Below are 23,029 nucleotides of genomic sequence, written 5' to 3' on the forward strand. Positions count from 1 at the left end.
TAAAAGGCGGGGGTGCCAACTAAACTAAGCCGCGCAGACCAAAGCCCCATACAGTAAGGCAAATATTTCATGGCTCGTGTAGTTGTCAATGTCATGCCCAAGGCGGAGATTCTGGATCCGCAGGGCCAAGCCGTCGTCCGCGCGCTGGGTCGCATCGGGGTATCCGGTGTCAGCGATGTGCGCCAGGGAAAGCGCTTCGAGCTCGAGGTCGATGACTCCGTCACCGCAGAGGACCTAGATAAGGTGGCCGCCACGCTGCTGGCCAATACCGTCATCGAGGACTACGAGGTTGTTGGGCTGGAGGTCAAGTAAGTGACCGCCACAATCGGAGTAATCACTTTCCCCGGAACCCTGGATGATGTGGATGCCGCTCGCGCTGCCCGCACCGCCGGCGCAGAGGTGAAGAGCCTCTGGCACGCAGATACCGATCTGCACGGCGTGGATGCGGTAGTAGTGCCGGGCGGTTTTTCTTATGGTGACTACCTGCGCTCGGGCGCGATTTCTGCGCTCGCGCCGGTGATGCAGTCCGTTATCGATCGTGCGAAGCAGGGCATGCCGGTGCTCGGCATCTGCAATGGCTTCCAGATCCTTACCGAGGCGGGCCTGCTGCCGGGCGCGCTGACCCGCAATAAGGGACTGCACTTCCACTGCACCGATACCTACCTCGAGGTGGCCAATTCCACCACCGCATGGACCAGCGAGTTTGAGCAGGGCCAGAAGATCCTGGTGCCGGCCAAGCACGGCGAGGGCCGCTTCCAGGCCGGCGATGATGATATCGCCCGCATCGAGGGCGAGGGCCGTGTGGTCTTCCGCTATACCGATAATTACAACGGTTCCGTCAACGGCATTGCCGGTGTGAGCGATGAGTCCGGCCGCATCGTGGGCCTCATGCCGCACCCCGAGCACGCCATTGACACGCTAACCGGCCCATCCACCGACGGACTGGGACTTTTCGTATCCGCCATCAAGGCCGTCGCCCAGGCGCCGGCGGTTTAAGGAGGCCATTTTCATGACCGTTCATAATGACACCGTAGAACAGGCGCAGTCCACCCCGGACGAGCAGCAGCCCTACGCGGAACTCGGCCTGAAGGACGACGAGTACCAGCGCATCCATGACATCCTGGGCCGCCGCCCCACCGATGCGGAGCTGACCATGTACTCCGTCATGTGGTCCGAGCACTGCTCCTATAAGTCGTCCAAGACGCACCTGCGTTACTTTGGTGAGACCATGACCGAGGAAATGGGGGAGAAGATCCTCGCCGGCATTGGTGAGAACGCCGGCGTGGTGGATATCGGAGACGGCAACGCGGTGACCTTCCGCGTGGAGTCCCACAACCACCCCTCCTACGTGGAGCCTTACCAGGGTGCGGCCACTGGTGTGGGCGGCATCGTCCGCGACATTATGGCCATGGGCGCTCGCCCGATTGCTGTGATGGACCAGCTGCGCTTTGGGCCTGCCGACGCCCCCGATACCAAGCGCGTCCTGCCCGGCGTTGTTTCCGGTATTGGTGGCTACGGCAACTCCCTGGGCCTGCCCAATATTGGCGGCGAGACCGTCTTTGATGAGACCTATGCCGGTAACCCGCTGGTCAACGCCCTGTGTGTGGGCACCCTCAAGGTCGATGACTTGAAGCTGGCCTTTGCGTCCGGCAAGGGCAACAAGGTCATGCTCTTCGGCTCCCGCACCGGCCTGGATGGCATCGGCGGTGTGTCCGTGCTGGCCTCCGATACCTTCGAGGACGGCGCCGAGCGCAAGCTGCCGGCCGTGCAGGTGGGTGACCCCTTCGCGGAGAAGGTTCTCATCGAGTGCTGCCTGGACCTCTACCACGCCGGCGTGGTCGTAGGCATTCAGGACTTGGGCGGCGCGGGCCTGGCCTGCGCCACCTCCGAGCTGGCCGCCTCCGGCGATGGCGGCATGGAGGTCAACCTCGATAACGTGCCGCTGCGCGCGCAGAATATGACCGCGGCCGAGATCCTCGCCTCCGAGTCCCAGGAGCGCATGTGCGCCGTTGTAGCTCCGGAGAACGTGGAAAAGTTCCGCGAGATTTGCGAGCACTGGGACGTCACCTGCGCCGAGATCGGCGAGGTCACCGAGGGCAACCACCTGGTCATCCGCCACCAAGGCGAGGTCGTTGTGGATGCCCCGGCCGGCACCATTGCGGACGAGGCTCCGGAATATGACCGCCCGTATGCCCGCCCGGAGTGGCAGGACGAGCTGCAGAAGTACCAGGGCACCGACAAGCGCGGCCTGGTTGAGTCCCTGCAGAAGCTCGTGTCCTCCCCGGCGCTGTGCTCGCGCGATTTCATCATGAACCAGTATGACCGCTACGTGCGCGGCAATACCGTCCAGTCCCACCATGCGGACGCCGGCGTGCTGCGCATTGATGAGGAGACCGGCCGCGGCGTGGCCGTTTCTGCCGATGCTTCCGGTCGTTATACCAAGCTGGATCCGAACATGGGCGCCCGCCTCGCGCTGGCGGAGGCTTACCGCAACGTCGCCGTCACCGGCGCCAAGCCTGTCGCGATTACCAACTGCCTGAACTACGGCTCCCCGGAAAACCCCGACGTTATGTGGCAGTTCCGCGAGTCTGTGCATGGGCTTGCCGACGCCGCCGTGGAGCTTTCCATCCCCGTCTCCGGCGGCAACGTTTCCTTCTACAACCAGACCGGCGAAGAGCCGATCCTGCCTACCCCAGTGGTGGGCGTGCTGGGCGTTATCGATGACGTGCACAAGGCCATCGGCAACGAGCTGGGCACCGTGGGGGAGAAGGAAGTGCTTATCGCCCTGGGTGAGACCAAGGATGAGTTCGGCGGTTCCATCTGGCAGCAGGTCAGCGCCGATACCTCCGATGCTTCCTCCCTCAATGGTCTGCCGCCGCAGGTAGATATGGCCAACGAGAAGCGCCTGGCGGAGTTCTTCCACGGCAATGAGCTGCTCACCGCCGCACACGATATCTCCGAGGGTGGCCTTGCCGTCACCGCCTTTGAGATGGCAAAGCGCGCCGGTGCGACTGCCGACGGCGCCGGCCTCGGCCTCAACCTGGACCTCACCGCGGTCCACGAGGACGAGTTCGTCGCCGCCTTCTCCGAGTCCGCCTCCCGCGTGCTCGTGGCCACCACCGCCGACCGCGCCGATCAGGTCCTCGCCCGCGCCGGCGAGCTGGGCATCCCAGCCGCCATCGTTGGCGAGACCACCGAAACCGGCGCCCTCACCCTCGGTGGCGAGTCCGTCGCCATCTCCCAGCTGGTCGCCGCCTGGTCCGCCACCCTGCCGGACCTCTTCGACCACGCGGTGGGCGCTAACTCCGTAGTGGAGTAAACCGCTCCGCACTCCCGTCGCACAATGACGCGGATACGCGAAAAGCCCAGCTTCGGCTGGGCTTTTCTTATGGCTAGGTTCCTTACCTGAAAGAGAACGAGATGCTTTTCTAGTAGGTGTCCCTTGAAGGCCTCTGCCTGCGCCCGTACACTTACGGTATCGTAAGTTATCCGTTGTGGGGCAGTAGAAGGGGAGTACCGCCGTGGCACAGATCCATGCGAATAGTGCGCCGGGGCCGGGCCTTGTCCAGCGCACTTACTGGATGGCCGACCGCGGGCCAAGACCAGCGAGCCGCGGTTGGGGACATGCGATTGCAGCGTTGCTGTCGGTGATTGCCTCCACCGTGCTCATTACCTATGCGTGGATGACGCTGCAGTGGTGGCAGGGGCTTGGCGTGACCGTGTACGGAGTGGGGCTGGTGGGACTCTTTGGCGTCTCGGCGCTCTATCACCGCTACCCGTGGGCCAGTGCGCGTGCCGTGCAATGGTGGCGGCGGGCGGACCACGCGACCATCTCGGTGTTTATTGCGGCGACGTACACGCCACTGTGTCTCATTGTGCTTTCGCCGGTGCAAGCGGCGTGGATGCTGGCCGTCGCTTGGGGCGGGGCAATCTTGGGTGTGGTGCTCAACTTGGTGTGGATCAACCACCCGCGCTGGTTGGATGTGGTGGTCTACCTAGCGCTGGGCTGGCTGGTGCTACCGCTCTTGCCCACGCTGTGGACGCAGGCTGGTGCGGCCGTCGTCTGGCTGCTCTTCGCCGGCGGCGTGGTGTACTCGCTAGGCGCGCTGGTCTATGGCTTTAAGTGGCCAGGCCGCAATGCGCGTTACTACGGCTACCACGAGCACTTCCACACCGCGACCATCGCGGCGGCGGTGGTGCACCTTGTCGCGGTGTGGATGGTCGTGGTTCAGGGGGCTGCTTAATCGATGTGCTGATTCGACGGCGCCACAACTAGTGGCTTCGGCGAGTACTTGGCGCGCAGCTCGCGCAGGAGGGTGGCGTGCTCGGCCAGGCGCTTGTCTTCCTCGGTGTGCGGGTGGAAGGGGCGGGCCACCTGCGGCTGGCCATCGTGATCGAGGGCGATATAGGCCACGGTGGCATGGATGGCGGTTTGCAGGTGCTCGCGGCCGCCGCGGGGGTTGCCGGAGCGGACGTGGATGGACATCTGCATGGAGCGGGTATCGGTGCGCATCATGCGGGCGTCGACCTCGATGAGGTCACCGATGGAAATCGGGCGGTAGAAGCGGATGCCGCCGGCGTACACCGCAACGGTGCGCTCCGCGGACCACTCCATGGTGCAAGCTGCGCCGGCCTCATCGATCCACTGCATGGCGGTGCCGCCGTGGACCTTGCCGCCCCAGTTGACGTCGGTGGGCTTGGCCAGGAAGCGGTTGACCATGCGCGGGGCGTCGGAAGGCCCGTTGTAGGTTTGCTTTTCCATCTCTTCCTCGATGGCCTTGCGCAGCTCGATGCGGGACTTGGCGGCCTCTTCCACGCGGCACTGCTCATCGGTCTCCGGGGCGAAGGGCGGCACCGGGGTGGACTTGCCGGTGGCGGGGTCCTTGGCTACGAAGATGACCAGGCAATCGCAGGCGCGGGTAAAAATGCCTTCGCGCGGGTCGGCAGAGAGCACTTCGTTGACGATGTGCATGGAGGAACGGCCGGTCATAGCGATGCGGGAGCGCACCTCCACGATGTGCCCGGAAGGGATCGGCCGGGTGAAGTGAATATGGCCTACGTAAGCGGTCACGCAGTACTGGCCGGACCACTGTACGGCGCAGGCATAGGCCGCCTTGTCAATCCATTCCAGGACGCGGCCACCGCTAATGCCGGTGGCGCCGGCCATGGTGACGTCGGTTGGCGATGCCATAAAGCGCAGCGTCAGCGCCGGCGATTTCTGATTTTCCGCAACGGAAGGCGTAGGTGACATAAACAACAAGATAACAGTAGCTATGATGTAGCTATGAAAAAGCCCGTCGATCCTGCAGCCACCCGCGCGGCCGTCATGGCCATCAAAGACTGGATTGCCGCCCCGGCGGAGCACGATAAGCCTGGTAGGGCCCTGCTTGCCGACGCCGTCCGCCGCACCGCCCGCACCCTCGAGGCTGACGCGCCGGGCCATTCCGTGGAGCTGCGCGTACCCCCATTTGTTGCGGTGCAATGCATTGAAGGACCCCGCCATACCCGCGGCACCCCACCCAATGTGGTGGAGACCGACCCGGAAACCTGGCTGCGCCTTGCCACCGGATTGGCGGACTGGGAAGAGGCCGTAAGCACTGGTCGCGTCGATGCTTCCGGCTCCCGCGCGGGCGAAATTGCGCAGTGGTTGCCGCTTATTCCGTTAGTTTCCGGCGGCGCGACAGGCTAATATAAACGCCGTGGTAGAAGTACATACTCCTAGTATCACCAATCTTGACGATCATAATGAGCAGGAGCCCCGCGAAGAGTGCGGCGTCTATGGCGTTTGGGCTCCTGGGGAGGAAGTCTCCAAGCTGACCTACTTTGGTCTCTTCGCCCTGCAGCACCGTGGCCAGGAGGCTGCCGGCATTGCGGTGGGCGATGATGACCGCATCGTCGTCTTCAAGGACATGGGCCTCGTGGCCAATATCTTTGATGAGTCCACCCTGTCTGCCCTCCAAGGAAACGTAGCGGTGGGCCACACGCGCTATTCCACCGCTGGCGGCAAGGAATGGTCCAATGTCCAGCCGATGTTTTCTACCTCCTCCACCGGGGTAGACATCGCCCTTGGGCACAACGGCAACCTCGTCAACTATTTGGAGCTGCGTGAAGAGGCCGTGCAGCGCGGCTTGATTAAGCCCCATGAGGAGTCAGTTTCTGACTCCATGTGCTTGTCTATGCTGCTTGCCGACGGCGTGGATGAAGACACCTCCGTCTTCGACTCCGCCCGTGACTTGCTCCCGCGTGTTAAGGGAGCGTTTTGCCTGACCTTTACCGATGGTCACACCATGTACGCCGCCCGCGACCCGCACGGCGTTCGCCCGCTGGTCCTCGGCCGCCTGGCCAAGGGCTGGGTGGTCGCCTCGGAAACCTGTGCGCTGGATATCTCCGGCGCACAATTCATTCGCGAGATTGAACCTGGTGAGCTCGTCGCCATCGATGAGGCTGGCATCCGTTCTGTGAACTTCACGCCGGCCAAGCGCCACGGCTGTGTCTTCGAGTACGTCTACTTAGCCCGCCCAGATAGCGATATCAAGGGCCGCTCCGTCAACGCCTCCCGCGTAGACATCGGCCGCCGCCTGGCCCGCGAATACCCGGCCGAGGGCGCGGACCTCGTCATCCCGGTTCCCGAATCCGGCAACCCCGCTGCCGTGGGCTATGCCCGCGAGTCCGGCATCACCTTCGCTCACGGATTGGTTAAAAACGCCTATGTGGGCCGCACCTTCATCCAACCCACCCAGACCCTGCGCCAGCTGGGCATCCGCTTGAAGCTCAACCCGTTGCGCGAGGTCATTAATGGCAAGAAGCTCGTCGTGGTGGATGATTCCATCGTCCGCGGCAATACCCAGCGCGCGCTCATCCGCATGCTGCGCGAGGCTGGCGCGGCCGAGGTGCACGTGCGCATCGCCTCCCCGCCAGTGAAGTGGCCGTGTTTCTACGGCATCGACTTCGCCTCCCCGGGTGAGCTGATCGCTAACGCCAGCCCCTCCGATGATCCGGAAACCGTCTGCGCCACTATCTGTGACACCATCGGCGCCGATTCCTTGGGCTTTGTCTCCATTGAGGAGATGGTGGCTGCCACCGAACAGCCGCGTTCCGAGCTGTGTACCGCCTGCTTCTCGGGTGAGTACCCACTTGGCCTGCCCGCCGGAAACTCCAATGCAGACGCCGTGCGCACCCTGCTCGGCACCGAATAACAAAGGACACCTGAAACCATGAGTGACAATACTTACGCAGCAGCCGGCGTCAGCATCGAAGAGGGTGACCGCGCCGTAGAATTTTTCGCCCCGCACGCGAAGCGCGCAACTCGCCCCGAGGTTCTGGGCGGTCTTGGCGGCTTTGCTGGCCTGTTCAAGCTCGGCGATTACAAGGAGCCCATCCTGGCCGCCGGCTCCGACGGCGTTGGCACCAAGCTGGCCGTGGCCCAGGCCATGGATAAGCACGACACCATCGGCATTGACCTCGTTGCGATGTGTGTGGACGATCTCGTTGTCTGCGGCGCGGAGCCACTCTTCCTGCAGGACTACATCGCCGTGGGCAAGGTCGTGCCGGAAAAGGTGGCCGAGGTAGTCAAGGGCATCGCCGAGGGCTGTGTGCAGGCCGGTGCCGCGCTGCTGGGTGGTGAGACCGCCGAGCACCCCGGCATGATGGAAGAAAGCGAATACGATGTCTCCGCTACCGCGGTCGGCGTCGTTGAGGCCGATGGCGTGCTCGGCCCAGACAAGGTCCGTGAGGGCGACGTGCTCATCGCCATGGGCTCTTCCGGCCTACACTCCAATGGTTACTCCCTGGCCCGCCACGTCCTGTTGGAGCAGGCTGGCATGCCTCTCGACGGCCACGTGGAAGAGCTCGGTCGTCCCCTCGGCGAGGAGCTGCTGGAGCCCACCCGCATTTACGCCAAGGACTGCCTGGCTTTGGCCAGCGAATGCTCCGTATCCACCTTCTGCCACGTCACCGGTGGTGGACTGGCAGGCAACCTCGAACGCGTCATTCCAGAGGGTCTCGCAGCCGATATCAACCGCGCCACCTGGACCCCAGGCCAGATCTTCAAGCTCATCTCCTCGGTGGGCAAGGTGGATCTGGCGGAAATGGAGAAGACCTTCAACATGGGTGTCGGCATGATTGCCGTAGTCAATCCCGAAGACCGCGACCGTGCCCTAGCAATGCTTACCGCACGCCACATCGATGCGTGGGAGCTGGGCACCGTCCGCTCCGCTTCCGGCGAGGAACCGCGCGTGGTCATGCACGGCGAGCACCCAAACTTCTAGCAGGGCCCTGCCCTGCCAGGGGAGGGTATGAGGAAGGGCCCTAGGAGATTTCCTAGGGCCCTTGAGCTATCCGGCGGCGAGCGGAAGATTAGCGTTCGTCGCGGTCGGCATCATCCCATTCGTCGACGTAGTCGGCGTATGGGTCATCCTCTTCATAATCGCGGGAGTCACCCTCTTGCTGTGCGGCGAGTTCCCGTTGTAGGGACTCGATATCCATCTCGGGTGAGTTGTACTTGAGCTGGCGTGCAACTTTGGTCTGCTTTGCCTTTGCGCGTCCGCGTCCCATGTGCATGACCCCCTTGGGTTAGTAGGGCGCGCCAGGGATTCTTGGGCGCCCCATCGACTTGTCTATTGAGTATCTTCCTGTAAGACACAATAGCCTGTGTGACGAAAAAATTCCGCACCGCCCCCTAGCTAGTGGGAGATCTAACGCCCTCGCAGCCGGTTTACTGCCTCACGCCCAGCCTTGGGGCCCTCATCCTCGGGGATGGAGGAAGGATCGATAGACGCCGCGGTATCGCCCACTTCTAGGGCGCCGGAGTCCAGCGCAGAGCGCTTCACTAGGCCTAGGGCGATGGGGCCGAAATCGCAGTCATCCACAATCGTGCCGATGCGGCCTACCTTACGTCCATTGAAAGTAATGTCATCGCCCACATTTGGCCGTTGTGGTGCGGAGCCGTCGAGGTGCAGCTGCACCAATAGGCGAGGGGAGCGGCCCAGATTTTCTACGCGCGCCACCGTTTCCTGGCCGCGGTAGCAGCCCTTATTGAGGTGGACGTGGGCCGGATTAGCGGTGCTGCGGCTGATCCACTGCGGTACCTCGTGGGGGATGGACTTATTATCCAGATCCGCTGCCAGCTCCGGCTCGCGGGCACGCACGCGCTCGGCGGTAAACGCCATGAGCCCCGCTAGCCGTGCACCGGATTCCTCCAGGTATTTCGTTGCCTCGACCAAGGATTCGCGGGGAATGCCAAGGTCAACGCGCTTAATTCCTGGCCACGGGACCTGGCGGGAAAACTCCACCATGGGCGGAAGCGAAACATCGGCCTCACCCAGGAGGGTAAGGATGGCGATATTGGCTTCCTCTACGGTGACCTCGGACCAAAAGACCATCATGGTGAGGAACTTAAAGAGGGAGTCGAATTGCGCTCCGGGGACGTCAATAAGAAAGGCATCGTCGGTCCGCACGATATCCATGTGGTGGAGGATGTGGCCTTGGATGTCCAGGTCGAGGGCGCCGGCGGTGAAACCCACGGGGGCGTCGTCAAGCTTCTGTGAAAGCAGATTATTCAGAAACTCGGCGGCGTCCTTGCCGCTCACGCGAATGACGCGGCGCTGGGAGCGGTCAATGACGATGGTGCCGCCATCGGCGGCCCGTTGCTCGCCCAGCGGATTGCCATAGTGCCAGGCCACGCCCTGGGCATCGAGTACGGTCGCGTCCTGGTGCTCCGCGGCACCGGCGCGCTGCAGAAGAGGCGAAGAATAACTCACAACTACCGATGGTAGGGCATAATCAAAGGTATGAAGTTTTCGCCGCGAAAAGAGCCGGTCATCTACGTTGTGGAGCCCTTTGGAGGGTCGGTACGCAGGCACATGCCCGCGCTGCCTCTTATCTACGCCGACGATGCCGCGGTCACCCGCGGCGATGGCATCTTTGAATCCCTGCTCGTGCGCGGAGGCAAAGCCGCTAACCTGCAGCGCCACGCGCAGCGCTTCTGCGATTCAGCTCGCACGATGAACCTGCCGGAGCCGCCCATGGACAAGTGGGAAGAAGCCACCCGGCTCGCCATCGCGGACTTCTGCGGGGACGAGCAAGGCGATGCTAAATGCACGTGGACCTATACCCGCGGGCGCGCTTCTACGGGGCGGCCGAGCGCGTGGGTTGTTGTGCAGCCGATTGAGGAGAAGGTGCTAGAGCAGCGCGCCCACGGCGTCGCCGTCATGACAAGCACCCGCCTGTGGCACGTGGCGGAGGAATTGCCCGCCAAGACGCTCAATTATGCGGCCACCATGGCGATGCTGCGCATGGCGCGGGAGAAGGGCTTTGAGGACCTCATCCTCACCGATCCGGACACCGGAGAAATTCTTGAGGGCGCCACCTCTACCGTGGTGGCCGTCAAGGGCGAGAAACTGCGCACTGCGGCCGGCCGCGGCATCCTGCCCGGCACCACGCAAGCGGCGCTCTTCGCGCACGCCAAAGAGAAAGGCTATCGCTGCAAGGCCAAGCCGCTGACCGTGGAGTATCTGGAAAAGGCGGACTCGGTGTGGTTGGTGTCCTCGGTGCGCGTTGCTGCGCGCGTAACTAGGCTCAATGACAAAAAATTGAAGGCCCCGGATAACGTGGACGTCATCCGAGACCTTATTGATGCAGCGCTTGGGGCTTAGCCGGCGATGCGGGTGAGCTCCGCGGACATGTAGGGGCGCATCTCGCCATCAACCATGCGCTCGTCTACCCAGCCCAGATTGTTATTGGGCATGAGGCCGTACATGCGCTTGCCTGGGCCCAAGTTCTTCGGGCCGGTTTCCGTAACCATGGTGGAGGCGGATTCCAGCTGCCATGCGCGGTCATTGAAGGGTTCGCCGTAGAAGATTTCCACGATGCCGGTAGAAGAGGTGTAGGTGACCTCGATTTCATCCTTTTCCGAGATACGCCAGAAGCCGGTCTCGCGCACAGACGGGCCTTCTGGCTTGCCCTCGGTATCGATCTTCCAAGTGCGGGAGCTAAAGGTCAGGTAATTCTCGCCGTCGTGGGCGATGACCAGCTGCTGGCCAAAGGTGTACTCCTGGCCCTTCGTATCGTGGGCCTGGCCCTCGCCTTGCCAGACGCCCACAAGGGGGAGTAGTCCCAGCAGGCCGTCGTGCAGCGATGGGCCCTGGCGCAGGTTCGCGGTATCGTCCGGTACCGGGGTATCGCCCAGCTCGAGAGCGGGGATATTGCGGCTAGCGGCGTCCTTCCACTGCTCGGCAGCCTGGTTCACGGCATCGTTGCCATTGAGCTTTCCAGGATCATTTTCCGGGTGGGAAGCCGCGGTGGTCTCGATGTTTTCAGGGGTGGTTTCATTATTATTTTCGCTCATGGGCGTCCAGCCTAGTCGTGCACCCGCCTTCTTAACTACTAGACTTGGACCTCGTGCACGCATTGATGATCTCGAATCCAAACTCGACCTCACAAACCAACGCCCTCTTCCGCCAAATCGTTCCCTGCCTACAATCGGTAGAGGGCCTGCATCTCAAGGTGCAATTTACGCATTACCCTGGCCATGCAGAAGAGATGGTCAAGGGAATGACCAGGGATGACTACGACGTCATCATTGCTGTGGGCGGAGATGGAACCGTCAACGAGGTAGTCAACGGGCTCCTCGGCCCGGCGGATGAGCAGTGTCCCGATCCGCAGTCCATCCCGGCGCTGGCCGTAATTCCTACCGGCTCCGCCAATGTCTTTGTGCGCGCTCTAGGGTTCCCCAACACCCCAATGGAGGCTACCCATGTGCTGGCTCGCATGCTCGACCGGGATCTGCGCCGCACCATTTACCTAGGAACGTGGAACGAGCGGTGGTTTGCCGTCAACGCCGGCTTCGGTTTGGACGCGGATGTCTTGGCACGCGTGGATCGTGCCCGCGAACAGGGATTTTCGGCCACTCCGCTGCGCTACCTCAACGTTGCCATTCGGGCTTGGAGCCGTGCGCGGAAGAACCCGCCGCATATTGCAGTCAAGGCCGAGTCCAGCAGCGGCGAACAGCTGCGCAAGGACGATGTGCCACTGCTGTTTACCTCGAATACCAACCCGTGGACTTTCCTGGGCCCGCTGCCGGTAGTGACTAACCCGCGCAATTCCTTCGATGAGGGCCTTGCCCTGTTTGGGTTGGAGGAGTTTAGCGGGCTCGGCGGCGTTGTCGGCCTGTTGCACCTCTTCGGTGCTGATAAGCGCGGATGGCTCAATAAGCTCACCAAGGAAAAGACGGTGGCCTTCGACGACGCCATGCGGGTAGAGCTCGTCTGCCGCGAACCACAGCGCTTCCAAGCCGATGGAGAATCGGAGGGGCGCTTTGACGCGGTTACCTTGGCCTCCGTGAAGGATGCCATTGAGGTATTCGCCCCGCAGGATAGGCGGGAGGCCCATCAGCGCACGATGAAGGAAGTTCTCCGGGACTTTATTCGCCTGCGCTAGTCTGCGGCGCGGGGCCGACCCGGTGCTTGGTATCGGCGGCCTTCTTTTCCGCCTCTTCTACGGCCTTTTGCTCCGAGCCTTCAATCTCCAGCGGGGAGAGCTGGGCCAGCTGCACCTTGATATTGCGGCGCTGTACCTCGAAGGAAATGGTTCCTCCCTGCATCTTTACCGCGGTCGCTTGGGCCGGAAGCGGCAGCTGGCGGGTGTCGAAGTTGAGGGAAAAGGCCTTTTGTAGGCGCTCATCGTCCGTGTCATAGACCTGCATGCGAAACTCCGGACCAACCAGGCGGAGGGTGACCTTGGCGGTGGACTTGTGGGCGTCGCCAGGCAGGGTGCCCGTTAGCTCTGCTTCTGCAGAGGTGCCACCGGAGGGGGAAATATCGTCCGGGTTGGCAATCGAGAGATCGGTAATCCCTAGGAGGCGCCCCAAAGCGACGCCATCCAAGGAAATGCCGCGCGAGTAGGTGGAGACGGGTGCGCCCTCAATATCGCCGTTCATGACCTGCTCTGGGGTGACGGTGATATCGCGCAGCACGGTCGAAGCGTTGACCATGCCCAGCTTGGGCACCTCCACGTCCAAAGCCTTGACCTCGAGATAGGGGATTTCCTTTGAGGCCGCAGCCCACACGTAGGGGGTGCCGCCGATGAAGACATCCGGCGTATTATCCAGCCGCGAATTGGCTTTCACGGCTTGAGCGACCTTGTGTTCCGTGTGCATAGCCACGCAGGCATCCGCCACCCAGGCTGCAATGAGCACGCACACCACGAGGAGGACGTGCACGATGCGCCGGTCAATCTTTAGAACACTCACCCTTTCATTCTTACCCTACGTATTCTGGGGCCTATGACTAGCAATGCCTTTAAGATTACGGAAGAAAAACTGCCGGACGCCCCGGAGCTAGCTCGCCGCGTAGAAGCGCTGGCTGAGCAGGCCGAACGCCAGGATGGGATGGCGCCACTGTCGGAGCAATTCCTCAACGGTCTTAGCGATTCCCGTTTGGAGCACCGCCACCTGGTGGCTTGGGTAGGGGAGGAGCCGTGCGGCGTAGCCGGTCTGGAGGGCTCTACCGCCGAGCTATTTATCGCCCCCGACTTCCGCGGGCAGGGCTTTGGTGCCGCGCTTTACGACGCCGCCGCTAAAACCCCCAACCTCCACGCCTGGGCCCACGGAAACCTGCCGGCAGCGCAGGCGTTGGCGCACTCCCGCGACCTGCAGGTCACCCGCAAGCTGGTGGTCATGGGTATCGGGGGAGAAGAGCTTGCAGCAGCCGCCCGCCCCGAAGGCTTGCCACTGACCGCCCTGAATTACACCGAGGCGGTGGATAAGTGGGGCAAGGACTTTGTGGAAGAGCAGTGGCTCAAGGTCAATAACGAGGCCTTTTCCTGGCATCCCGAGCAAGGTGGCTGGGATCTCGATCGCCTACATCGCGGCATGGAGGCAGACTGGTTCGACCCCGCAGACCTGCTCTTCCTGTGGGATACGGCAGATGGGCCGGTCCTGGCCGGCTTCCACTGGACCAAGTGGCATGCGGAGGAAACTCCGGGCTTCGGTGAGGTCTACGTGGTGGGCTTGGCGGAAGATTACCGCGGCAAGAAGTTGGGCGGTCCGCTGCTGCAAATTGGCCTGCGCCGCATGGTGGAAAAGGGAGCTCAGCGGGTAATTCTTTATGTAGAAGCGGATAATGATCCGGCGCTGAAGGCGTACGAGCGCCTAGGCTTTGAGGTTGATGAAGAACACGTCGTTTGGGGCGTGTGTGACTAACGTCATGGGGTGCACGACGTTTGTTCACCCAGTGTTTACCTCTTGGCACCCTTTTGGTCAGATCTTGCGGATAGCTTTACACCCTGTGAGTTAACCGCACCTGTGCGCCTGCATCTCGCCCCAGAAGGCAGAGCGGGATGCAGGAAGTATCTCTCTAGGAGATGCGGTTTCCTCGGACAATCAATCTCTGATCTGCACCGGAAAGGGTTTTCCCGTGATTCGCAACTTCAAGCGCACTGCCGCAATCTTCGGCATCGTAGCCGCAACCTCTACCGCTCTCGTAGCTTGCTCTGAGGAGTCTGGCTCCTCCTCCGATTCCGCTGGCGGCGAGGACGTCTCCGGCGAGCTCGTCGGCGACGGCGCATCCTCCCAGCAGAACGCAATGTCCTACTTCCAGACCGCGTTCTCCGAGGATCACCCAGACGCTTCCCTGTCCTACAACGCTTCCGGTTCCGGCGCCGGCGTTGAGGCCTTCACCAATGGCCAGGCTGACTTCGCTGGTTCTGACTCCGCTCTGAAGGAAGACGAGGGTGAGGTCGAGGCTGCCGCTAAGCGTTGCGATGGCAACGAGGCATGGCACCTGCCAACCACCATCGGTCCGGTTGCAATCGCCTACAACCTGGGTGACACCGAGATCAACCTCTCCACCGAAACCCTGGGCAAGATCTTCAAGGGCGAAATCAAGAAGTGGAACGACAAGGCCATCGCTGCTGACAACGAGGGCACTGACCTGCCGGACAAGGACATCACCGTCATCTTCCGTTCTGACGAGTCCGGTACCTCCGCAAACTTCCAGAAGTTCCTGAAGGCCGCTACCGGTGACTGGGACTCCGAGGGCAAGCAGTTCCCAGACGCTGTTGGTGAGGGTGCTAACGGCTCCTCCGGCGTTGCTGACCAGGTTGCAAGCATCGATGGTGCTATCACCTACGTCGAGGCCGGCTTCGCAGACCAGAAGGAAGGCGAGGGCGTCAAGAAGGCCAAGATCGACTTCGGCCACGGCCCGGTTGAGCTGTCCACCGAGTCCGTCAACAAGGCTCTGGAGAACCTGGAGTTCAAGGAGACCGACTCCGAGCACAACATGGTTGTTGACTCCGAGGCACTGTTCTCCTCCGACAACGAGGGTGCATACCCGCTCATCCTGACCACCTACAACATCGTCTGCTCCAAGGGCTACGATGAGGAGACCTCCAAGCTGGTCAAGTCCTTCTTCACCACCGTCCTGGATCACCAGGATGACCAGCTGGCTGAGCAGGGCTTCATCCCAGTTGAGGGTGCTCACCTGGACAAGCTGAAGGCTGCTGTTGACGCTCTGCAGTAAGCGCTAAAGCTGTAAAAGCTTAATACCTCCCGCCCCCACTGCCGCACACGATTCGCGCTTTGGGGGCGCAGGTATGTAACGATATTTTCCATTTTTAACGCTGAAAAGGATTAACAGTCTCATGGCAGACAATAATCTCACCACGGCTCCAGAGCAGACGGATGCAAACGCCACCTCTGCCGAGCGAGTCTCCAACAGCGGACACGACGAGGTAGCTACCACCAGCTCCAATAGCGGCGTTAAGCGCCCAGGCGACCGTGTCTTTGAATTCCTGTCCACTGCTTCGGCAACCCTCATCACCGTTATGATTGCCGCCATTGCCGCCTTCCTGCTGTGGCGTGCGGTTCCCGCCCTAGGCGTTAACGACGGCGGCATCATGGGCTTCTTCACCTACGGCGGCCGCTGGGAGACCACCGATACCTCTGCGATGAAGTTCGGGATCCCGACCATGTTCGGTACCACCGTTCTCATCTCCGTCTTCGCCCTTCTGCTGGCTATGCCGGTGGCCCTAGCCATCGCCATCTTCCTGTCCAACTACGCGCCTGCCCGCTTGGTTAAGCCGCTCGGCTTCCTCGTGGACATGCTCGCTGCAGTTCCGTCCATCGTCTACGGCCTGTGGGGTTGGCAGGTTCTTGGCCCGGCACTGTCCGGTTTCTACTCCTGGATGGAATCCTGGGCGGGTGGATTCTTCCTGTTCCACGTCTTCGATAACTCGCCGTCGTTTGCAACCGGCCGCAACCTGTTTACCGGTGGCATCGTGCTTGCCGTGATGATTCTGCCGATCATCGCTGCTACCGCGCGCGAGGTCTTCGTGCAGACCCCTCCGGGCCAGGTGGAATCCGCCCTGGCTCTGGGCGCTACCCGCTGGGAAGTTATCCGCATGACCGTTCTGCCGTTCGGTATGTCCGGCTACATCGCCGGCTCCATGCTCGGCCTGGGCCGTGCACTGGGTGAGACCATGGCGCTGTACATGGTTGTCTCCCCGCTGATTGACTTCCGCTTCTCGCTTTTCGACGGCGGCACGACCTTCGCCACGGCCATCGCCCTGGCATCTGCTGAGTTCGGTAACGAGATGCGCGCTGGTGCCTACATCGCCGCCGGCCTCATGCTGTTCTTGCTGACCTTCGTGGTCAACGCCATTGCCCGCGCCATCGTGAAGAATAAGTAAGGAGGGGAGGATCAATGACTACGACTACTAATGCCAAGCCTGCCTCCCAAGGCGGCGCGACCTTCCTGGACATCTCCGGCTCCCGCAAGATGACCAATAACATCGCCACCGCGGTGGTCTGGGGCGCAATGATTCTGGCCATGGTTCCGCTGGTGTGGGTTCTGTGGGAACTCATCGCCCGCGGCAGTGGCGTCATCCTCAACCCTGAGTGGTGGACCGCCTCCCAGCGCGGCATCATGAATAGCTCTGCCGGCGGCGGTGCCGCTCACGCCATTGTGGGTACCTTCGTCCAGACCATTCTGGCCTCCATTATCTCTATCCCGATCGGTATCTTTACCGCCATCTACTTGGTGGAGTACTCCAAGGGCGGCTGGCTCGGCCGCATCACCACCTTCATGGTAGACATCCTGTCCGGCGTGCCTTCCATCGTTGCGGCCCTGTTCATCTTCGCCATGTGGATTACCCTGTTCGGCTTCGGCCGCTCCGGCTTCGCCGTGGCGCTATCCCTGGTGCTGCTGATGATTCCGATTGTGGTGCGCAATACCGAAGAGATGCTGCGCGTGGTCCCAATGGACCTGCGTGAGGCGTCCTTCGCTCTCGGCGTTCCGAAGTGGAAGACCATCGCCCGCATCGTTCTACCTACCGCACTGTCCGGCATCGTCACCGGCATCATGCTGGCGATTGCCCGCGTGATGGGTGAGTCCTCGCCGGTGCTGGTCTTGGTTGGTTCCTCCTCCGTCATCAACTGGGATGCTTTCAAGGGCTCGCAGTCCTCGCTCCCGCTGATGATGCTGGATATGTACAAGGCCGGCGCACAGCCCGCCGTACTGGACAAGCTCTGGGGCGCAGCGTTGACGCTGGTTATCCTCATCGCCGTCCTCAATATTGCGGCCCGCATCGTTTCCGCGAAGTTCTCGGTTAAGAAGTAAACGCCGTACCACTCGATTCCGCCATACACTTGCTAGAGGAGAAACTCCCAAATGTCTAAGCTCGCGCTCAATGACGTGAACATTTTTTACGGCGACTTCCACGCCGTGCAGAACGTGAATATGCAGATCCCGGCCCAGGCCGTGACCGCATTCATCGGCCCTTCCGGCTGTGGTAAGTCCACCGTGCTGCGCACCATTAACCGCATGCACGAGGTCATCCCCGGCGCCTACGTTAAGGGCGAAATCCTGCTCGATGGCACCAATATCTACGGTCCGAAGGTTGACCCGGTATCCGTGCGCAACACCATCGGCATGGTCTTCCAGAAGGCTAACCCGTTCCCCACGATGTCCATCGAGGACAACGTGGTGGCAGGCCTGAAGCTGTCCGGTGAAAAGAACAAGAAGAAGCTCAAGGAGGTCGCGGAGAAGTCCCTGCGCGGCGCCAACCTGTGGGATGAGGTTAAGGACCGCCTGGATAAGCCAGGCGGCGGCCTCTCCGGTGGTCAGCAGCAGCGTCTGTGCATCGCCCGCGCTATCGCCGTGGAGCCAGAGGTATTGCTCATGGACGAGCCTTGTTCCGCACTGGACCCGATTTCCACCCTCGCCGTGGAGGACCTCATCCACGAGCTGAAGGAAAACTTCACCATCGTGATCGTGACCCACAACATGCAGCAGGCTGCCCGCGTATCCGATAAGACCGGCTTCTTCTCCCTGGAAGCAACCGGTAAGCCGGGCCACCTGGTGGAGTTCGATGACACCACCAAGATCTTTGAGAATCCTTCTCAGAAGGAGACCGAGGATTACATCTCTGGCCGCTTTGGCTAAAGAGTAAGAGAGATTGTCCGAGAGAAGGGGGCCGGTTCGAAAGAACCGGCCCCCTTCTTTGGTGCTTAAATCCGTCTAACGGCGGAATTGACGCTCGAGGTCAGCCATCCGTGCTTCGAAGTCGGCGTCCTTTTTGTCCTCTTCTAGCTTCTTGGCATAGTCATTGGGCAAAAGACCCGTGGCCAGATAGATGATGTGGCCGGCCACGGAGACGCAGTGGTCTGCATAGCGCTCGTAGTAGCGCGTAATTTGCGAGGTCTCTACTGCCTCGCGCACGGTGCCCTCCCATTCGCGCTGGGTCAGGATGCGCAAGATGTGGGAGTTGATATCATCCACCGCGTCATCGTCGGCACGGAGATTGATGGATAAATCCGCATCAGGGGTGACGAGGATATCGTGCAGCACTGACCCCATTTCTTCAGTGAGGCGGTACATCTCCTCGAAGTAGCCGATGTAACTCGCCGGTACCACGGCGTCAGGGTGGCGGCGGCGCGCGGAGTCCGCTATGTGCTGGGCTAAACGGCCCATGCGGTAGAGATCCTCCACGATATAAATCGAGGAGACCACCTGACGGAGGTCCTGTGCCATGGGGTTTTCCAGGGCCAAGAGTTTTACGGCACGCTCAGAGCACCTAGCGCGGAACTCATCTAGCTCCTCAGTCATGGTGAGAGCATCTTCCGCGGAGTCCAAGGCGCCCTGCAGCAGCGCCACGGAGGCCTTATCCATGATGTCGCGAACGGTATCGCACATCACGATGAGGTCGTGGGAGAAATTGTCTAGGTGTTCCCTGTAAGCGGCACGCATGCCAAAGATAATAGCGAAAAATTTCGGGGCTTGCGCAACTTAAGCAGAGCATAAATGCAAGCTTCCTGTGTGCCCCTAGCTGCTCTTATACCTTTGTTAGGTTATCCGCCGGAGTTCATAATGTCAGCGGCAACCGGAACGCAATCATCCTCGGGATCGTCGAGCCAACCATCCGGCAAAGCCACCTTGGATGGCGAGCCCTGGCGGCCGCGGGCCCCGTCGGCGTCGGCAGCCAAGGCATCGGACTCTGCCCAAGGTGCAAGTAGCTCACGCAAGGCATCGAGGGAATTGACCTTGGCTAAGCCCGCGCGGACCTGGCCGCCAACTGGGAATCCACGCAGGTACCAACCGATGTGCTTGCGGATATCGCGGGAAGCATTGTCCTCGCCATCGTGCTCCGCCAGTAGCTCCGCGTGGCGGAGGATCACCTGGGTGACCTCGCCCAGGGTGGGCTCTGCCGGAATGGACTCGCCGCGCAGTGCGGCGCCGAGCTCGGCAAAAAGCCACGGGCGGCCGAGGCAGCCGCGGCCTACCTGCACGCCGTCGCAGCCGGTCTGTTCCATCATACGGCGGGCATCCTCGGCACGGAAGATATCGCCATTGCCCAGCACTGGCACGCCAGTATCCGCCAGATGTTCCTTGAGGCGCGCGATTTCGTCCCATCGGGCTTCGCCAGAGTAGCGCTGAGCGGCGGTGCGGCCGTGCAAGGTAACGGCGGCGGCACCGGACTCGACGGCGATGCGCCCGGCGTCGAGATGCGTATGGTGCTCGTCGTCGATGCCCACGCGCATCTTTACCGTGACCGGGATATTGGTGCCCTCTGTGGCCTTGACTGCGGCGGAGACGATATTGCCAAAGAGGCGTCGTTTATAAGGCAGCGCGGAACCGCCACCGCGGCGGGTCACCTTGGGAACCGGGCAACCAAAGTTCATATCGATGTGGTCCGCCAGGTTTTCGTCGACGATCATCTTTGCGGCTTTGTAGGTATATTCCGGATCCACCGTATAGATCTGGAGGGAACGAGGATCTTCCTGTGGCGCAAAGGTGGTCATGTGCAGCGTCTTTTCATTGCGCTCTACCAGTGCACGGGCGGTGACCATCTCACAGACGTAAAGGCCCGACACCGTGCCGGTGCGCTGCAGCTCCTGCTCGCGGCACAACGTGCGGAAGGCAACGTTGGTTACCCCCGCCATCGGGGCGAGGATGACGGGGGAGGAGAGATCGTAGTGTCCAATGCGCAAATTCACGCCCCAATTGTGCTAGTTAACGGGGGAAAATAGCAACCGGGTCCACAGTGGCGCCGTTCCCTATTTTTGCTTTATGGGGTAGAGGTCACACAAAAGTGGTGGAAATCTTGCAAAGATTCGCTAATGTGGGCTGTGTAACTAATTAGAACGGCCGTTATTTTGGCTGGCCCCTTAATGAAGGAGGATTACCCTTGTCAGAGAGAATCGCGTATGCCCCATTCGAGAAGCTCGTAGTTTCCGCTGAAGAGGCTGCTCAGCACGTCAACCACGGTGACCGTGTAGGCATTTCTGGCTTCACCGGTGCTGGCTACCCCAAGGGTCTGCCCACCGCCATTGCAGAAAAGGCCAAGGCTCTCCATGAAAAGGGCGAGGAATTTAAGATCGACGTCTTCTCCGGCGCTTCCACTGCCCCGGACTGCGATGGTGTTCTGGCGGAAGCTGAGGCGATTCGCTTTCGCTCTCCTTATAACTCAGATCCCACCCTGCGTAAGCAGTTTAATGATGGCACCGCTCTCTACCAGGATATCCACCTGTCTCACTCGGGCCAGCAGGTAGAAGAGGGCTTCTACGGTGACTTCCAGGTAGCCATTATTGAGGCCGTGCGCATTACCGAAGAAGGCCACGTGGTGCCGTCCTCCGCAGTGGGCAATAACCTCGAGTTCATCGAGGCTGCGGATAAGATCATCATCGAGATCAATGAGTGGCAGTCCATCAACCTCGAGGGCATGCACGATATCTATCGCATTGAAAAGCTGCCTAACCGCCAGCCAATCCCTATCACTAAGCCGGGTGACCGCATCGGTACCACCTACATGGAGGTGCCGGAGGACAAGGTTGTTGCAGTGGTAAAGACCGATGCCCCGGACCGCAACGCACCATTCAAGGAACCGGACGAAGTTTCCGAGAAGATCGCCGCCAACTTCATCGAGTTCCTCGAGGGGGAGGTCGCCGCTGGTCGTCTTGAGTATGACAAGTTCATCATGCAGTCCGGCGTGGGCAACGTCCCCAACGCCGTGATGGCCGGCCTGCTGGATTCCAAGTTTGAGAATATTCAGGCCTATACCGAGGTCATTCAGGACGGCATGCTCGATCTCATCGATGCGGGCAAGATGACCATGGCTTCCGCCACCTCCTTCGCGCTGTCCCCGGACTACGCGGAGAAGATGAATGAGGAGGCAGAGCGCTACCGCAAGCACATCATCCTCCGCCCACAGCAGGTCTCCAACCACCCGGAGGTCATTCGCCGCGTCGGCCTGATTTCCTCCAATGGCATGATTGAGGCCGATATCTACGGCAATATCAACTCCACCAACGTATCCGGCTCCCGCATCATGAACGGCACCGGTGGCTCGGGTGACTTCACCCGCAATGCTTATATCTCCACCTTCGTTTCCCCGTCCGTGGCCAAGGACGGCGCAATTTCCGCGCTGGTTCCGTTCGTGTCCCACACGGACCACACCGAGCACGACACCATGGTCATCATTACCGAGTACGGCGTGGCTGACCTGCGTGGCCTGGCGCCGAAGGAACGCGTGGAGAAGGTCATCTCCGTGGCGCACCCGGATTACCGTCCGTTGCTCGAGGAGTACTTCAACCGTGCCAAGGAAAACAAGTTCCAGCACACCCCGCACGACCTGAAGACCGCCTTTGACTTCCAGGTCCGCTTCATGGAGAAGGGCGATATGCGCGGCTAATGTAGCCACTCCCCGGCAGGCGCTCAGCGGCGAGCTGGGCGCCTTTCGCTTGCCGACGCCCCCTAATTAGGACTTTGCAAATACCGCAAGCTAAAATGTAGCGACGTTGGGCCTTTAGCTCAGTTGGTAGAGCTACGGACTTTTAATCCGCAGGTCGTGGGTTCGATCCCCACAGGGCCCACAACTGGAGCCACCTTTCGGGTGGCTCCTTTTAGTTTTTCACCATCTTCTTAATGGCGCGCATGGCCTCTTCTAGCTTCTCGGTGGCTACTTCACCGTCCTCGGCGGCGGCACCGGCCACACAGTGCTCAATATGGTCTTCCAGGAGCGCTAGCGAGACATTTTCCAACGCCGACTTCACCGCCGAAATCTGGGTAATGATGTCGATGCAGTATTGGTCTTCCTCGACCATCCGGTGGATGCCGCGCGCCTGCCCCTCAATGCGCTTGAGTCTGGCGAGGTAGCGATCCTTGCTCTTAGAATCCGCGTTATATCCGTGCACGTGCGGCTCGTGGCAGGAGCACGTTTGATGCTGGTCAGACATGGTTCCTAATCTTTCTGGGGGAGCGATTTTGTAACTAGGTGAGGTCTCCAGTATATTTCTAGAAGTCGCCTTAGCGCGACGGGCCCCCATCGTCTAGCGGCCTAGGACACTGCCCTTTCACGGCAGCGGCACGGGTTCGAATCCCGTTGGGGGTACCAACACGAAAGTGTTGGGCCGAATTAAATATTCGATTGGCCTTGTGGCGCAGTTGGTTAGCGCGCCGCCCTGTCACGGCGGAGGTCGCGGGTTCAAGTCCCGTCAAGGTCGCAGAATGAGCAGCAATCGCTTCGGCGGTTGCTGCTT

Annotated in this window: 23 protein-coding genes and 3 tRNA genes; 18 read left to right on the forward strand and 8 right to left on the reverse strand. The window is 61.2% G+C overall.

The window, feature by feature from the left end; all coding sequences use genetic code 11:
• The first annotated feature begins 69 nt into the window (after positions 1-69).
• From purS to trhA, 4 genes are all read left to right on the forward strand, one after another.
• Positions 70-312: a phosphoribosylformylglycinamidine synthase subunit PurS gene (gene purS / locus I6J28_RS04335; RefSeq protein WP_023019878.1), complete on the forward strand. Its 243-nt coding sequence runs from the start codon at positions 70-72 to the stop codon at positions 310-312.
• Positions 313-996, forward strand: a complete 684-nt coding sequence (gene purQ, locus I6J28_RS04340) for a phosphoribosylformylglycinamidine synthase subunit PurQ (RefSeq protein ID WP_005325791.1) — start codon at positions 313-315, stop codon at positions 994-996.
• Between the two features lie 13 nt (positions 997-1,009).
• Positions 1,010-3,319: a phosphoribosylformylglycinamidine synthase subunit PurL gene (gene purL, locus I6J28_RS04345; RefSeq protein WP_204611015.1), complete on the forward strand. Its 2,310-nt coding sequence runs from the start codon at positions 1,010-1,012 to the stop codon at positions 3,317-3,319.
• 262 nt (positions 3,320-3,581) lie between these two features.
• On the forward strand, positions 3,582-4,244 hold the full coding sequence (gene trhA, locus I6J28_RS04350) for a PAQR family membrane homeostasis protein TrhA (protein WP_239454668.1): 663 nt from the start codon (positions 3,582-3,584) through the stop codon (positions 4,242-4,244).
• Here trhA and I6J28_RS04355 read toward each other — a convergent pair.
• Positions 4,241-5,251 carry an acyl-CoA thioesterase gene (locus I6J28_RS04355; protein ID WP_204611019.1) on the reverse strand — a complete coding sequence of 337 codons (1,011 nt, stop codon included), beginning with the start codon at positions 5,249-5,251 and terminating at the stop codon, positions 4,241-4,243. The genes trhA and I6J28_RS04355 overlap by 4 nt on opposite strands.
• Before the next feature lie 33 nt (positions 5,252-5,284).
• On the opposite strand from I6J28_RS04355, the gene I6J28_RS04360 reads away from it, so the two are divergent.
• Genes I6J28_RS04360 through purM form a run of 3 tightly spaced genes read left to right on the forward strand, consistent with a single transcriptional unit; the run spans position 5,285 to position 8,267 of the window.
• Entirely contained in the window at positions 5,285-5,689 is a 405-nt protein-coding gene (locus tag I6J28_RS04360) for a sterol carrier family protein (RefSeq protein WP_204611021.1), read from the forward strand.
• Positions 5,690-5,699: 10 nt separating this feature from the next.
• Positions 5,700-7,196 (forward strand): amidophosphoribosyltransferase, encoded by a 1,497-nt coding sequence (gene purF / locus I6J28_RS04365; protein WP_204611023.1) that lies wholly within the window; start codon positions 5,700-5,702, stop codon positions 7,194-7,196.
• Between the two features lie 18 nt (positions 7,197-7,214).
• The gene (gene purM, locus I6J28_RS04370) at positions 7,215-8,267 is read left to right on the forward strand and encodes a phosphoribosylformylglycinamidine cyclo-ligase (RefSeq protein WP_204611025.1); all 1,053 of its coding nucleotides are present in this window, start codon (positions 7,215-7,217) and stop codon (positions 8,265-8,267) included.
• Positions 8,268-8,355: 88 nt separating this feature from the next.
• Here purM and I6J28_RS04375 read toward each other — a convergent pair whose 3' ends face one another.
• Positions 8,356-8,553 (reverse strand): DUF3073 domain-containing protein, encoded by a 198-nt coding sequence (locus tag I6J28_RS04375; RefSeq protein WP_193387586.1) that lies wholly within the window; start codon positions 8,551-8,553, stop codon positions 8,356-8,358.
• A 140-nt stretch (positions 8,554-8,693) separates the two neighbouring features.
• On the reverse strand, positions 8,694-9,758 hold the full coding sequence (locus tag I6J28_RS04380) for a YgfZ/GcvT domain-containing protein (protein WP_204611026.1): 1,065 nt from the start codon (positions 9,756-9,758) through the stop codon (positions 8,694-8,696).
• A gap of 30 nt (positions 9,759-9,788) precedes the next feature.
• Between I6J28_RS04380 and I6J28_RS04385 the strand changes: the two genes are divergently transcribed.
• Positions 9,789-10,652: an aminodeoxychorismate lyase gene (locus I6J28_RS04385; RefSeq protein ID WP_204611027.1), complete on the forward strand. Its 864-nt coding sequence runs from the start codon at positions 9,789-9,791 to the stop codon at positions 10,650-10,652.
• On the opposite strand, the gene I6J28_RS04390 is transcribed toward I6J28_RS04385, so the two are convergent.
• Positions 10,649-11,344 (reverse strand): FABP family protein, encoded by a 696-nt coding sequence (locus I6J28_RS04390; RefSeq protein ID WP_005325810.1) that lies wholly within the window; start codon positions 11,342-11,344, stop codon positions 10,649-10,651. The genes I6J28_RS04385 and I6J28_RS04390 overlap by 4 nt on opposite strands.
• A 53-nt stretch (positions 11,345-11,397) precedes the next feature.
• Between I6J28_RS04390 and I6J28_RS04395 the strand changes: the two genes are divergently transcribed.
• Positions 11,398-12,435 (forward strand): diacylglycerol/lipid kinase family protein, encoded by a 1,038-nt coding sequence (locus tag I6J28_RS04395; RefSeq protein ID WP_239193333.1) that lies wholly within the window; start codon positions 11,398-11,400, stop codon positions 12,433-12,435.
• Here the strand turns inward: I6J28_RS04395 and I6J28_RS04400 are convergent.
• The gene (locus tag I6J28_RS04400) at positions 12,419-13,246 is read right to left on the reverse strand and encodes an LmeA family phospholipid-binding protein (protein ID WP_005330041.1); all 828 of its coding nucleotides are present in this window, start codon (positions 13,244-13,246) and stop codon (positions 12,419-12,421) included. The genes I6J28_RS04395 and I6J28_RS04400 overlap by 17 nt on opposite strands.
• Before the next feature lie 33 nt (positions 13,247-13,279).
• Between I6J28_RS04400 and mshD the strand changes: the two genes are divergently transcribed.
• From mshD to pstB, 5 genes are all read left to right on the forward strand, one after another.
• Complete coding sequence (gene mshD / locus I6J28_RS04405; protein ID WP_204611028.1) at positions 13,280-14,197, forward strand: mycothiol synthase; 918 nt, start codon at positions 13,280-13,282, stop codon at positions 14,195-14,197.
• A gap of 214 nt (positions 14,198-14,411) precedes the next feature.
• Positions 14,412-15,515: a phosphate ABC transporter substrate-binding protein PstS gene (gene pstS, locus I6J28_RS04410; RefSeq protein ID WP_204611029.1), complete on the forward strand. Its 1,104-nt coding sequence runs from the start codon at positions 14,412-14,414 to the stop codon at positions 15,513-15,515.
• A gap of 121 nt (positions 15,516-15,636) precedes the next feature.
• On the forward strand, positions 15,637-16,683 hold the full coding sequence (gene pstC, locus I6J28_RS04415; RefSeq protein WP_049378494.1) for a phosphate ABC transporter permease subunit PstC: 1,047 nt from the start codon (positions 15,637-15,639) through the stop codon (positions 16,681-16,683).
• A gap of 14 nt (positions 16,684-16,697) precedes the next feature.
• Complete coding sequence (pstA, locus tag I6J28_RS04420; protein WP_204611030.1) at positions 16,698-17,612, forward strand: phosphate ABC transporter permease PstA; 915 nt, start codon at positions 16,698-16,700, stop codon at positions 17,610-17,612.
• Between the two features lie 51 nt (positions 17,613-17,663).
• Entirely contained in the window at positions 17,664-18,437 is a 774-nt protein-coding gene (pstB, locus tag I6J28_RS04425) for a phosphate ABC transporter ATP-binding protein PstB (RefSeq protein WP_005325820.1), read from the forward strand.
• 75 nt (positions 18,438-18,512) lie between these two features.
• Here the strand turns inward: pstB and phoU are convergent, their stop codons facing one another.
• Positions 18,513-19,241 (reverse strand): phosphate signaling complex protein PhoU, encoded by a 729-nt coding sequence (gene phoU / locus I6J28_RS04430; protein ID WP_204611031.1) that lies wholly within the window; start codon positions 19,239-19,241, stop codon positions 18,513-18,515.
• 101 nt (positions 19,242-19,342) lie between these two features.
• Complete coding sequence (gene dusB / locus I6J28_RS04435; RefSeq protein WP_040425422.1) at positions 19,343-20,488, reverse strand: tRNA dihydrouridine synthase DusB; 1,146 nt, start codon at positions 20,486-20,488, stop codon at positions 19,343-19,345.
• A gap of 191 nt (positions 20,489-20,679) precedes the next feature.
• Here dusB and I6J28_RS04440 point away from each other — a divergent pair, with 191 nt between their 5' ends.
• Both I6J28_RS04440 and I6J28_RS04445 read left to right on the forward strand, forming a co-directional pair.
• Positions 20,680-22,182, forward strand: a complete 1,503-nt coding sequence (locus I6J28_RS04440; RefSeq protein ID WP_005330051.1) for an acetyl-CoA hydrolase/transferase family protein — start codon at positions 20,680-20,682, stop codon at positions 22,180-22,182.
• 108 nt (positions 22,183-22,290) lie between these two features.
• Positions 22,291-22,363 (forward strand) — tRNA-Lys (locus tag I6J28_RS04445).
• 30 nt (positions 22,364-22,393) lie between these two features.
• On the opposite strand, the gene I6J28_RS04450 is transcribed toward I6J28_RS04445, so the two are convergent.
• Entirely contained in the window at positions 22,394-22,726 is a 333-nt protein-coding gene (locus I6J28_RS04450) for a metal-sensitive transcriptional regulator (protein ID WP_005325826.1), read from the reverse strand.
• A gap of 82 nt (positions 22,727-22,808) precedes the next feature.
• Here I6J28_RS04450 and I6J28_RS04455 point away from each other — a divergent pair.
• Together I6J28_RS04455 and I6J28_RS04460 are read left to right on the forward strand one after the other, a co-directional pair.
• Positions 22,809-22,884, forward strand: a tRNA-Glu gene (locus I6J28_RS04455).
• A 35-nt stretch (positions 22,885-22,919) separates the two neighbouring features.
• Positions 22,920-22,993 (forward strand) — tRNA-Asp (locus tag I6J28_RS04460).
• Positions 22,994-23,029: the final 36 nt, after the last annotated feature.

Origin of the sequence: Corynebacterium tuberculostearicum (genome assembly GCF_016894265.1) — a bacterium.
GTDB classification, from domain to species: Bacteria; Actinomycetota; Actinomycetes; order Mycobacteriales; family Mycobacteriaceae; genus Corynebacterium; species Corynebacterium tuberculostearicum_D.

Coding starts and splice junctions, on each gene's coding strand:
- purL (WP_204611015.1), top strand. CDS start 1,010: ATGACCGTTCATAATGACACCGTAGAACAGGCGCAGTCCACCCCGGAC.
- I6J28_RS04450 (WP_005325826.1), bottom strand. CDS start 22,726: ATGTCTGACCAGCATCAAACGTGCTCCTGCCACGAGCCGCACGTGCAC.
- I6J28_RS04385 (WP_204611027.1), top strand. CDS start 9,789: ATGAAGTTTTCGCCGCGAAAAGAGCCGGTCATCTACGTTGTGGAGCCC.
- I6J28_RS04355 (WP_204611019.1), bottom strand. CDS start 5,251: ATGTCACCTACGCCTTCCGTTGCGGAAAATCAGAAATCGCCGGCGCTG.
- phoU (WP_204611031.1), bottom strand. CDS start 19,241: ATGCGTGCCGCTTACAGGGAACACCTAGACAATTTCTCCCACGACCTC.
- I6J28_RS04375 (WP_193387586.1), bottom strand. CDS start 8,553: ATGGGACGCGGACGCGCAAAGGCAAAGCAGACCAAAGTTGCACGCCAG.
- I6J28_RS04390 (WP_005325810.1), bottom strand. CDS start 11,344: ATGAGCGAAAATAATAATGAAACCACCCCTGAAAACATCGAGACCACC.
- purM (WP_204611025.1), top strand. CDS start 7,215: ATGAGTGACAATACTTACGCAGCAGCCGGCGTCAGCATCGAAGAGGGT.
- mshD (WP_204611028.1), top strand. CDS start 13,280: ATGACTAGCAATGCCTTTAAGATTACGGAAGAAAAACTGCCGGACGCC.
- I6J28_RS04360 (WP_204611021.1), top strand. CDS start 5,285: ATGAAAAAGCCCGTCGATCCTGCAGCCACCCGCGCGGCCGTCATGGCC.
- purS (WP_023019878.1), top strand. CDS start 70: ATGGCTCGTGTAGTTGTCAATGTCATGCCCAAGGCGGAGATTCTGGAT.
- trhA (WP_239454668.1), top strand. CDS start 3,582: ATGGCCGACCGCGGGCCAAGACCAGCGAGCCGCGGTTGGGGACATGCG.
- pstB (WP_005325820.1), top strand. CDS start 17,664: ATGTCTAAGCTCGCGCTCAATGACGTGAACATTTTTTACGGCGACTTC.
- pstC (WP_049378494.1), top strand. CDS start 15,637: ATGGCAGACAATAATCTCACCACGGCTCCAGAGCAGACGGATGCAAAC.
- pstA (WP_204611030.1), top strand. CDS start 16,698: ATGACTACGACTACTAATGCCAAGCCTGCCTCCCAAGGCGGCGCGACC.